A 12,397-nucleotide genomic window follows, 5' to 3' on the forward strand; every position below is an offset into this window, starting at 1 on the left:
CTATTTAAGAAGCCTTCTTCAAATCAATTTGAACAAGTACTGGATCGTGGTCACTTACACGTCCATGTTCTTTCATAATGTTTGAGTTTAAGTGTACAGGGTCTACAATTGTGTGCGGTGCAATGTTATTTGTTACTAAAATATGATCTAGCACTTGTGCGTTACCTTCATGAATGTACGTGTAACGATTCTCTTTCGGCACTGTATTTAACATATCTTTTAATATAGTTCCTTGCAGCGCTTCTAAAGGTTTAGAGAATTCAAAGTCATTCATATCACCTAATACAACAACTGGCGCATTCGTATTCTTTTTCTGAATACCTTGTACGAAATGATTCACTTCTTGTGCTAATTGAACTCGTTTTTCTTCACTCTTTAATACGAGCGGCTGCACTTTTCCAAATGGCGTTGCATCTCCTATTTTTGAGTTTAAGTGATTTGAAATGACAACAACATTTTGTCCTTGGAACGTAAATTCTGCTGCTAACGGTTTACGTGTACTTTCAAATAATGAATTTTCATCTCCAATACGAACAACATTTTTATCAAGTAACTTTGGTACTGTCGCTAATTTCACACGTGATGGATTATAGAAGAAACCGACGCGAATGTTCGCCCCTGGTGCTCCTCCGTCTTGATTATTGTTCGGAGCAATTTCTACATACTCATACTTCGGTCCACGAATTTCTAATACCGCATCAATTACACGTTTTGCGCTTAAAGATGCATCTGTTGTACCGTCATTAATTGATCCATTATTATCTTGCATCTCTTGGACGCCGATAATATCAGGCATTTTCAAGTTATATTTAATAGAATAAGCTAACGCTTTTACTTTTTCGTCCGTTGTTTCTTTTTTGTTCGCTGAGAAGTTTTCAATATTATATGTAGCAACTGTTAACTTATCAAGACGCGGCTGAATATTTGCCCCTACTTGCTTAAATCCACCGTCCGTTACAGGTGGTAATTCCGTTACTGGCGAAATGCGGAACGCACCGTAGTCATATCCTACTACGCCTGTTATATTACCAGTGAACGTATCCCCTACTTTCGCGACATAATCACGAGGTACTTTTACAGAAAGACGCTCTGGGTTTAATTGCTCTTTATCTAATAGCGGTGTGCCATACTTCGTTATAACTTTATCCCCACCGTTTTTTACTGTTACATATAAATTCCCGTTTTTCTGAGGAGCAATAATTTTTGGCGTTGGCATCGTAACTCGCATACCTTCTACACTTTCATAAAAATCGATTGCATCTTCGTTCGGATCAAATAGACCAAATCCATCATTATCAATAATTTGATCTGGAATTTTCACTCCGTTTTCTCCTAATACAATCGCTTCTGGTAAAGTTTGATCTTTTGCGATTACACCAATACGACTCGCCTTAATTTCAGTCGTCGTTAAGTCTGTTTCAAATCGTTCTGCATATCCAGGTCCAACATATTCTTCTACTTCTCCATCAACTTGGACAAGATCTCCTACCGCTACATTCGCATCTTTTTTGTATACGTAAATACCTTCTGAAGTAGCTGGATCATTATCCGGCTGATTATCTTCTATATAAAAACCGTTTTTATCAAGCGCTGTGACAACGCCTTCCACATTGTTTACTTTCTTCCCAGTGTAAGGAGAAATATGTGATTTCCCTTGAATATCATGAATACGAACTGGTTCATTGTTTACGATAATAAATGAAAATGTCGAAACTGCTGAAGAAGTAAGCCCTTCTTTTTCTGCGATTGCTTTCACTACACTATTTTCATTCACTACAATTTGTCCGTTATAACGAACACTTTTATTTGTAGGATTAGATCCATCTAACGTATAGTAGATTGTTGCTCCTTCTGTATTCGTTGTTAATGTTACCGCTGTCCCTTTTGCAACTTCCCCGCCATTTGGTGATGCCACTACATCGCTAACGCGGTTTTGTTCTTCCCCTTGAAACTTATGAGCTGTTACTGATTTTAAACCAGGACTACCGAAATATAACTCAAGCGTCCCTGTTAACCTAACTTTCTTCCCGATATTTTCAGGATGGTCTTTCACATTTACAGCCGTCCTCACATCACCTTTTGGCAATTGAACAGGCATGATTTTGTCTGGATTTGTTTCGTTTGGCGAATCGGCAATTGCCACGTTTGTGTCGTCAAACTTAGCCGGATCTTTCGTGTATTTAGAAGGACTTTGTGTATATCCAACGATATATCCTTCCACTATCCCCTTTGTTTTCCCTTGCTGCTTGAATACTTGAATTGCTTTTTCTACTGACATAGAAGTATTTTCTTCTGCTTGTGCCAAAGTTCCAGTAAATGAAAGCAATAGTATGAATGATAAAAAGATACTTAACAGTTTCTTCACAGTCATTTTCCTCTCCCTAATTCATATTTTCTCAGCATATCTATCATAACAAAAGATTCGTTATATAGAACTATATTTCGACAAGTTTTACACAAAATTTATTTAATTTACAAGTTTTCAAACTATAATACAAAATAATAATTTTACAGATTCTACGAATGCGCTCTATAATGTTAGGGAGAGAAAACAGAAAATACCGAATTTTTTATCGGTATGTAAAATGTATTCATTTGAATTGGAGTTGATTGGATGGAAGTACAAACGGAAACATACCGTGCAGCTATGAATGGAACATTAGAACGTCATTTTTCAGATATGATTGCTGTTATCCCAACTAGAATTACAATTGATCAGCTAAAACAGCGGCTAGAAACTATCTCTACTAAAGTTGATGAATTAAAAATTGTTTATAGTGATGAGACAAGCCTTATTGTTGAGTTACATATGGATGAAAAAGTCATACCGTATGAACTGCATATTGATGAAACTAATGATCCAGAAGAATATAAAATGTACAATAGACAAGATTCCACAATAGTAGACCGTACTTTTGAAGATACGGCTTTCGGCACTGAAATTTTCACTCGTACGCTATTTGTAGGCGATGTACTCAGCTGCTTTTTCCAGCAGGTACAATTTTTATGGCACCTCGCACCAGATTTGTTATTTGTAATCGATTCAAGTGCAGCAATGAAAGTGATATCTAGAAACTATATTGAATATCACGTTGAAAATGAATTGTTACCTGACATTCCTGACTTATACGTTATTCATTCCGTTTATGAAGATGATAAAGAAGGCGAGCCTACGCAATATTGGTTTCATACACACGGCCTTTTAAGAGCAGGCGTAACTGAAATAGAATTAATTATTCCAAATCGCATTTCTTCCTACTACGGCATTGGCGATCTTTTTCAAACATTTGCTAATAATGCCGTTGAGAATGGCCAAGTCCCAATGAATGAGCCTATCATTATCGCACATAGTCAACAAGGTTCCATACATACAGTAGCTGTTCCGTGGGAAAAAGGTTTATCTTATATTGGACGTAAAACGAGTATGGATCAATTATCTTCAATTGAAGATGAAGAAGTGAAATTACAACCAATAGATGCACAAAACGTATTCCTTGGCGGGATGGATTCCCGAGATGAGTACCATCAATCTCCATCTGTTCTCTTGTTCCAATATAATACTTCCGGAGAATATATAGAAAGCTTTTTCAAAGAACATGAAGAAGCTACAGGGCTCATGTTCTATAAAACAAACAGTGAAACGGCTCGTATGGCTTATAATGCAAAAAATACTTTCGGGTATTTCAGCAACATTTTTCAAATTGAACAATCAAATGAAGATTTCCGTTTCCTCGCTAAGTTTGGTGTCTCTTACGAAGAAGGGAAAAGTGAACATATGTGGTTTGAAATGCAAGACCTTACTGAAGATCTCATTCAAGGAATACTCATTAATGAACCGTATTTTATAGAAGAGATGCATGAAGGGAATTCTTATCATTTAGATTTTGACAACTTAACAGAGTGGGTTATTTATGCGGGAGATGCGGTTATAAAACCAAATAACTTATATATGTTTATTGGTTAATAAGTATTTTATATAATAAACGAAACGCCTTCAATATGATTGAAGGCGTTTCGTTTGAAATATTTTAATGTGCAACTAACTCAGTTTCCGCTACCTTCTCTAAATGAAATACTACCCGCTTTGCCGCTAACTCACCTTGCTCAATACAAGCCGGAAGACCAGAACCAGCGTAAGAACTACCTGCCAAATACACACCTGGCAACTCATTCTCCATAAATGTTGTGAGCTTCTTCATTCGCTCTTTATGACCTACTGTATATTGAGGCATCGCTTCTTTCCAGCGGCTTACAATTGTAAACTCTGGATCCTCTGTAATATCCATTGTCTTTTGTAAATCCTCTAATACGAGCTGCACAATTTCTTCGTCAGTTTGTTCAACAATCGCTTCATCACCTGGGCGTCCGACGTAACAACGAAGAAGCGCTTTTCCTTCTGGCGTTGTATGTGGCCATTTTTTGTGTGTCCACGTACACGCTGTAATTGTGTAATCACTATTTCTTGATACGACAAATCCTGTACCATCAATATCACGCTGAATTGCAGACTTCGGGAAAGCAAGTGCCACGTTGGCAACTGATGTAGACGGAATGTTACGAAAGAAACGAAACTGCTTGTACTGTGCAAACATAGAAGGCAATACTTTGTGCGGCGTCGCAACTACAATCGCATCTGCTTCCATTTCTTTTCCGTTACTAAGAGTAATCGTATAACTATCACCAAGTTTTGCAACTTTTTCAATACGAGTTCCCTTCATTACCATATCATTAGGAATCTTCACTTCAAGAGATTCTACTATAGATTCTAAACCGTTTTTCACAGTTTTAAAGATTCCCTTTTTCAATTCAGCCTTCTCTTGCTTTGGAGCGAGCGTACGCATACCGAGTGAAATGCTACGATGCTCCTGTTCAATTTGATAAATTTGAGGGAATGTTGACATTAAACTCATTTCATCAATATCCCCTGCATAAATACCAGATAATAATGGCTCAATTAAATTTTCAACAACTTCATTTCCAAGGCGATGCCTGAAAAACTGCCCGAGTGATTGGTCAGATACTGGCTTTGATCTAGGCATTAACAGATCAAAACCAGCTCTTAGTTTACCAATTGGGGAGAACAATCCGGAAAATAGAAACGGCGTAATTTGCGTTGGAATTCCCATCATTGAACCGCTCGGCATTTTATGTAACCGATTGTTTACGAGAACGAACGATTGACCGGCCTTATTATTTACAAGTTCAGCATCAAGTCCTAATTCTTTCACTAATTTAGCTGCGCTCTTTTTTCTTGCTAAGAAAGAATCAGGACCGCGTTCAATTGTAAATCCATCTTTTTGAACGGTTTGAATTTTCCCGCCAAGTTTACCGGACGCTTCTATAAGCAATGCATCTATCGGCAAGTTTTTTTCACGAATTTCTTTTTGTAAGTTATACATTGTTGTTAATCCTGTGATGCCACCGCCGATGATCACAACTTTTTTCCTCAAGTAAGCTCCCCCTTTCTACTTACATTACAGATTCTTTTTTCTTTAATACAACATCTGCTAAACAGTCGATAAATGCGTCCGATGCGTTGGGCATTTCTGGACGATAATATTTCGCGCCAATTTCATCAGTTACTACTTTACACTCAAAGTCATTGTCATATAAAACTTCTAAATGTTCCGCAACAAATCCAACTGGTGCATATACGAATGAACTGTAGCCGTACTTTTCATTTAATTCTCTCGTTAAATCTTGTACATCTGGACCAATCCAAGGATCTGGTGTATTTCCGGCACTTTGCCAGCCAACTGCATAATTTGCTACTTCTGCACCACGTGCAATATAGTCAGCTGTTTCATTTAATTGATCTGGATATGGATCGCCAAGTGCGATAATTTTTTCTGGTAAGCTATGTGCAGATACGATTAACACTGCTTTTTCACGTTCTGCTTCTGACATACCGTTATATATACCTTTCACTGCATCGACCCAATACTGAATAAATTTCGGTTCTTTATACCAGCTATCGATGCCGTGAATTGTTAAGTTTCCAAGTTTCCCTGCTTCTTCTTGCGCTCGTCCTACATACGACTTCACGCTAAAAGTAGAATAATGAGGGGCAAGAACGAGTGCAATTGCATCTTCTATTCCATCTTTATGCATAGCTTGTACTGCATCTTCAATGAACGGTTCAATATGTTTTAAACCAAGATACATATGGTACTCTACTTCATCTTGCATTTCATTTAAACGCGTCTCTAACTTTTTAGCTTGCTCTAATGTAATAGTAGCCAAAGGAGAAATACCACCAATTGCACGGTAACGCTCTGTTAAATCTTCTAGCATTTCAGGACTTGGCTTTCTTCCTCTGCGAATATGTGTATAGTAACGTTCAATATCTTCTTCTTTATACGGCGTTCCGTATGCCATTACAAGCAAACCAATTTTCTTTTTCATACAGCCAATCTCCTTTACTTCGCTAACTGTTCTTTAGAGTACTCATGAATAAATGTAGTTAATCGTTTTAATATATCTGGATTTACTTCTGGGAATACACCGTGACCTAAGTTAAAGATATAACCTGGCTCTTTCATCCCTTGATCTAAAATACCTTTTACATGTTCTTCAATAACAGACCATGGTGCTAGTAAGAACGAAGGATCCATATTTCCTTGTACCGCCTTATGAACGCCACGTGCGCGTGCTTCTTCAATCGGTAAGCGCCAATCTAAACCTACTACATCAAGAGGTAAGTCGTGCCATTCATTCACTAAATGTGCAGCACCTACGCCGTGCATAATCATTGGAACACCCATCGGGCGAACTTCTGCAAAAATACGCTCCATCGCTGGTTTAATAAATATACGGTAATCCGCTACATTTACTGTTCCAACCCAAGAATCGAAAATTTGAACAGCTTTTGCTCCTGCGTTAATTTGCGCTTTTAAATATGTAATAACCATATCTGCAAGCTTATCCATTAATGCGAACCAAGCTTTCGGCTCTGCATACATGAACGCTTTCGTATTATGGTAGTTACGAGAAGGACCGCCTTCAATCATATAGCTCGCTAACGTAAATGGAGCTCCTGAAAAACCGATTAACGGTACATCTAACATTTCTGTCGTTAATAAACGAATTGTATCTAGTATGTAAGGTACGTCATCTTCTGGATTGATTTCCCCTAATTTTTCTACATCTTGTAAAGAACGGATTGGATTATCAATTACTGGACCAATACCAGATTTAATTTCCACATCAACACCAATTGCAGGAAGTGGTGACATAATATCTTTATAAAGAATTGCTGCGTCTACGTTATATTGATCAACTGGCAACTTTGTAACGTAAGCGCACAACTCTGGATTATGTGTAATTTCAAATAAAGAATAGTTCTCTTTTATCTTTCTATATTCCGGCTGTGAACGACCTGCTTGACGCATATACCATGCTGGTACATACTCTGTACGTTCCCCCCTACATGCTTTTAAAAATGTCTCATTTATAGTTCTTACCAAGACTCTAGCTCCCTTCCTTACCAATGCTTTTTCTTTAAATATGCTCTATTCCGATATTTATCTTTTTTTACTATACAGCTTGTAAAAACAAAATGCATAACATTATATACGTTGTTCATGAAATTGACACAAATGTTCGTAAAACCGCTTACTATTTTCACAACATTCTTATTATAGCACAGAGAAAAACTACGGTTTAGCTACTTTTGATTTTTCTCCTTCACGGTTCGTTTGTGTGTTAAATGGTACAACGTAAAAACTTGGTTTTGAGAATATATTAATAAACTTTTCCTCATATTTCCCTGTTCCTTTTACCGTTCCAACGTGAGTATGAATTCCTTTTTCAACTTTATAAATCCGGTACATAATTCGCTCATCAGGAAGCGGTGTCCAGCTTAGTTTCATTGCAAATAAACCGAAAGGACTAAAAGCCAGTTTTGCTTCCACGTTTTTAATCTTATCTAAACGAATTGGCAGTCCAATTGTTTCAACACCTTTTGGCCTATGAAAACTCGCTTTATCTTGTATATGTGCTTTCGTTAAAATCTTTTTAAATAACATCGTTGCAGATGCATTTCCATCTTGTAATTGATGCTCTTTATCAGTGCGGTCATAGCCAATCCAAACTGCACCTACTAAATTCGGTGTATATCCAACAAACCACATATCACGCGCACCATGGTCATCATTCGGCAGTGAAGTTGTACCTGTTTTTCCAGCTAAAGCTCCATTATATACACCAGCTTTCGCCGTACCTTCTTTCACAACCCCTTCCAGCATCTTTGTCATATACCATGCCGTTTGCTTTGAAAAGACTTTCGTTTCAGCTTTTGATGACTCTCCAATGACTGCCCCGTGTCTATTTAATACTTTATCGATAACGTGCGGTTCGATAATATTCCCGTTTGCTAAAAAAGAGCGGTACATTTTAACAAGATCAAATGGAGAAACACCATTTTTCAGTCCGCCAAGTGCTGTGCTTAAACCTGAGTCCGCAATATGAACATTCCCTTTCTCTAAATATTGCTTTCCCTCATCTACCCCTAATTCATTTAATAAAGATACAGCTGGCACGTTTGCTGATTCTAATACCGCATCGTACATCGTCATCTCTTTCGTATACTCATGATTGTAATTTCGAGGTTCATAGCCTTCAAACGAACTTTTTTCATTCGTTAATAAAGAATACGGATTATATTTTTTCGTCTCAAGTGCAGGTCCATATACGATAAGCGGCTTTAAAACAGAACCAGGCTGCCTTTTTGCAAAAACCCGATTAAGCCCTCTCGGAACATACTCTCTTCCGCCAATCGCAGCTTTAATTCCGCCAGTCTGATTATCCATTAATAAAAATGCACCTTGGGTCCCGTTTTCTTTACCAGGGAAATTTCTCGCATCTTGAAACTGGTTATATGCTACCTTTTGAACTTTTTCATCCATCGGTACGACAAACGTATATCCTCCGCGCAGTACTTCTTGATGCGATAAACCATATAAACGCGCCGCTTCATCTATAACCATATCGATATACGGCATATATGCGAGTTCACGTTCATCTGAATTTTTATAAAGAGCGATTGTTTTTCCTTGGTAACGAACACTATCTTCCGCTGTTAAATAGCCTTGTTTATGCATAAGTGACAAAACAAGATCACGGCGTTCCTTGCTCTTCTCAGGAGATAAGTACGGTGAATAGCCATTTGGCGCTTTCGGAAGCCCTGCAAGCATGGCTCCCTCTTCCACAGTTAAATCCTCTATATTTTTATTAAAATACAATTTTGCTGCCGCTTGAATTCCATATGCCCCGTGGCCAAAATAAATATGGTTCATATACATTTCAAGAATTTGCTGCTTCGTATATTTTTGCTCTAATTGAAGAGAAATTGCGACCTCTTTCAATTTACGCGTAAATGTTTTTTCGCGAGTTAAAAAGACATTTTTAGCTAGTTGCTGCGTAATCGTACTACCGCCTTCTACCTTCTCTCCAGCTAACGCGTCTTTATAAAGCGCCCGAAATATAGAAGGGTAATCAATTCCTTGATGCTCATAAAAACGAGAATCTTCCACAGCAATAAATGCTTGCTGCACATACTTTGGAATTTCTTCGATCGGCACGAGCTCCCTATTTTCTACATATAATTTCGTAATTTCTTTTCCTTTCTGGTCAACGATACGTGATGAAGAGTGGAAAACAAGCTGCTTTTCATCCATCATATAGCCACCAGTTAACACAATAAGTTTATAAAATACAATTGCTACTACAAACGTTGCTAACCCGCCCAATAAAGTCCACTTTGCTTTCTTCATACATCGTCCTTCTTTCCAAATGATGGTACATTTATTATTTGAAAAAGAAGTATCTTTATGTATATAATCTTCGAAGTTTTTTAAGAGAATTGATATAATAGAGACAAACCATAAAGGGGGCATTAAAATGAAGGCTATTATTTCATACGAAACACCTCTAGAACAAGCACATTTCACTGCAAAAAATAACGAAAAAGATATGTTTTATAAAGAAAATACTGAAGAATCTGTAGAATCCACACTTCAATATGACGTATTAGACGCTGTTGGAGAATTTAAAGGACAACCTGGCTACATCGTTTGTAACAACATTTCTGTAACAGACGAAGGTCGCCCTGTATTTGAAAACCGTTTTAAAAACCGCGCAGGTCTTATCGAAAACGAACCTGGTTTCCAAGCAATTCGCGTTCTTCGCCCATTAAGTAACGATACATATGTCATCTTAACGATGTGGGAAACTGAGCAAAACTTTAAAGACTGGACAGAATCACGTTCATTCGAAAACGCTCATAAAAAACGTCCTGCACAAGCAGAGGGACAAGCTCAGGCTCAGGCTCAGGCGCATCCACATGCAGAACAGCAAAAAAGCATTTTCTCTCGCCCGTCGTTCGTGACTACTTTTGATGTTTTAGTTTAATTTTCTTGTTTTAGAGACCTCGGTACATGAAATTATATTAGCGATTTTTCGAATATATCGACTTATCGACAAATCACAACACAAATAAAGGAAACACCATTACACGGTGTTTCCTTTTTCTTTATACCAATTATATATGCGAAGCGCGTCTTCTTTTTGCATATGCTTCACTTTATACCTCTGCCCCGCTACTGATACGGCAGCTGTACATAACTCGTCTTTCTTTTGAAAATGCGATTGATTGTATCCTATTGCTTGAACATGCCTTCTTCTCATGATCCCTGTATATTTCGCAAGACCTCGGTACACCATTATTAACTGATTTTCTCGTATCATATATCCACCACTTTTATATCTAGCGTATGCAAGTATTGTAAATACAATAAATAGTGGGATAAGAACGAATAACGCAGTATGTTGTTTAAAATATATACTCGCACCAGCGATCGGGACAGCGAGCACAGCACTTGTAATCCAGCCCATTACGACGTAACGGCGCAAAGCATCCTTCGGTAAATGAACGATTTCCTCTTCCATTTCATACGGCAACTGCAAATACGTAAGTAACTGCTGTACATCTTTTTTCTTCATAAAAGGATGTAACATCACTTCATTCCCGGCGGATTCTATACTTTGAATGATTTCCACTTTGACAGAACAATAACCGAAAGGCTGGCGGAGAATTCCTTCTTTCACCGTAATCGCTTGAATGCGGTGTAATTTTAAAACAAACTCTTTCTTATCAAATAATCCTTGAACGATGCGAACTTCATTTTCATTGCGCTCTATTTTAAAGTTCGCATATTTTAACGCATAGCCAGCTGTCGAAACGACCCACGAAACTGCCATTAAAATCGCGGCCATAACGATTAATTCATATACACCGTTATCCATCACATACGCTTCCACTTTATTTATGAGCCATTCTGGAAGAAATTGATTAAACTCTGTGTAAATAAGAAGTAATCCAGAAAACACTAATCCGAATCTACCAGACGTAATGGAAGCCACTAAAATCTCTTTCATCGTTAACTGATAAATCGTCTTACTTTCTTCTGCCATGGGTACTTCTTCACTCGCAGCGCTTCTTTTTTTATTTAATAAGGCAATCAGTTCCTTCGCTTCATCTTCTTTAATGCCAGCTAACATCACTTCTGGCTCACTACCGCCGCCCGCTACTTCTATATTTAATTTCGTAAGTCCAAGCATTTGATAAATGACATTAGAAGATGTACTAATATTTTGCACACGGTCTTTATTTAAATAACTTTCCTTCTTTACAAAAACACCGTGTTTTATATGTAAAATATTATTCTCAACCCAGTATACTTTGAAATACCATTTTACAGCTGAAAAAATAGCCATAATAAATAATATAGCCAAAAGAACAAGATGTAAGAAATACCAAGGCTCTACTTCACCATCTGAACGAAATAGTACAAGTAAAATAAAAGGCAACAAATTCACAATTTTAATGCCTAATAAAATCGTAATCGGATGTTGCCTCTTATACATCCTCATCACTCACTTTCGCAAGCTCTCCAATTTGTCTTTTCAACTGCTCTGCTTCTTCTTTCGTTAAACCAGGAATACTATGAGAAGTTGCCGCTGTTGAAATATGTAATTCTGCTAAATTATACTTTCTCATAATTGGTCCTTGCTCAATTGTTACGTGCTGCACGCGGATCATCGGAATAAGTACGCGTTTTACAACGAACATTCCCTTTTGAATTTCAATCTCTTCTTCATTTAATCTGTAACTATAGTAACGTTGACGTAAATTTGGAAATACAAAATAGTCGAGTGGTATATATATAACTGCTCCTGTCACTAACAATCCAAACAACCAACCCCACCAGTTAAAGCTAATCATAAAAAAGAAATACGCAATTACGACTGCTAGTATAACCACTGCCCCAATTAAAGCGTGAATTCTCCACACTTTCAGCATATTAGAATGAATCTCCTTTTCTAACGGCTGCATCTC

General features: G+C 37.5%; 9 protein-coding genes. 2 read left to right on the top strand and 7 right to left on the bottom strand.

Annotation, left to right across the window (positions count from 1 at the left end; all coding sequences use genetic code 11):
* Positions 1 to 4: 4 nt before the first annotated feature.
* Positions 5 to 2,371: a DUF6359 domain-containing protein gene (locus QCI75_RS21430; RefSeq protein ID WP_144506592.1), complete on the bottom strand. Its 2,367-nt coding sequence runs from the start codon at positions 2,369 to 2,371 to the stop codon at positions 5 to 7.
* Positions 2,372 to 2,614: 243 nt separating this feature from the next.
* On the opposite strand from QCI75_RS21430, the gene QCI75_RS21435 reads away from it, so the two are divergent.
* Complete coding sequence (locus tag QCI75_RS21435; protein WP_353761128.1) at positions 2,615 to 3,964, top strand: DUF4026 domain-containing protein; 1,350 nt, start codon at positions 2,615 to 2,617, stop codon at positions 3,962 to 3,964.
* A gap of 64 nt (positions 3,965 to 4,028) precedes the next feature.
* On the opposite strand, the gene hemY is transcribed toward QCI75_RS21435, so the two are convergent.
* The 4 genes from hemY to QCI75_RS21455 form a co-directional block, all read right to left on the bottom strand.
* Positions 4,029 to 5,450: a protoporphyrinogen oxidase gene (gene hemY / locus QCI75_RS21440; protein ID WP_144506594.1), complete on the bottom strand. Its 1,422-nt coding sequence runs from the start codon at positions 5,448 to 5,450 to the stop codon at positions 4,029 to 4,031.
* Between the two features lie 19 nt (positions 5,451 to 5,469).
* Positions 5,470 to 6,405 (bottom strand): ferrochelatase, encoded by a 936-nt coding sequence (gene hemH, locus QCI75_RS21445; protein WP_002087136.1) that lies wholly within the window; start codon positions 6,403 to 6,405, stop codon positions 5,470 to 5,472.
* 14 nt (positions 6,406 to 6,419) lie between these two features.
* Complete coding sequence (gene hemE / locus QCI75_RS21450) at positions 6,420 to 7,466, bottom strand: uroporphyrinogen decarboxylase (RefSeq protein ID WP_144506595.1); 1,047 nt, start codon at positions 7,464 to 7,466, stop codon at positions 6,420 to 6,422.
* A gap of 189 nt (positions 7,467 to 7,655) precedes the next feature.
* Positions 7,656 to 9,773: a transglycosylase domain-containing protein gene (locus QCI75_RS21455; protein ID WP_144506596.1), complete on the bottom strand. Its 2,118-nt coding sequence runs from the start codon at positions 9,771 to 9,773 to the stop codon at positions 7,656 to 7,658.
* A gap of 127 nt (positions 9,774 to 9,900) precedes the next feature.
* Here QCI75_RS21455 and hmoB point away from each other — a divergent pair, with 127 nt between their 5' ends.
* Complete coding sequence (gene hmoB, locus QCI75_RS21460; RefSeq protein WP_353761129.1) at positions 9,901 to 10,410, top strand: heme-degrading monooxygenase HmoB; 510 nt, start codon at positions 9,901 to 9,903, stop codon at positions 10,408 to 10,410.
* 99 nt (positions 10,411 to 10,509) lie between these two features.
* Here the strand turns inward: hmoB and QCI75_RS21465 are convergent, their stop codons facing one another.
* Positions 10,510 to 11,925, bottom strand: a complete 1,416-nt coding sequence (locus tag QCI75_RS21465) for a PH domain-containing protein (RefSeq protein WP_144506597.1) — start codon at positions 11,923 to 11,925, stop codon at positions 10,510 to 10,512.
* Positions 11,918 to 12,394, bottom strand: a complete 477-nt coding sequence (locus QCI75_RS21470; RefSeq protein ID WP_144506598.1) for a PH domain-containing protein — start codon at positions 12,392 to 12,394, stop codon at positions 11,918 to 11,920. Before QCI75_RS21470 ends, QCI75_RS21465 begins: the two co-directional genes overlap by 8 nt.
* Positions 12,395 to 12,397 lie beyond the last annotated feature (3 nt).

Source organism: Bacillus cereus group sp. RP43 (assembly GCF_040459645.1).
Classification (GTDB): domain Bacteria; phylum Bacillota; class Bacilli; order Bacillales; family Bacillaceae_G; genus Bacillus_A; species Bacillus_A mycoides_C.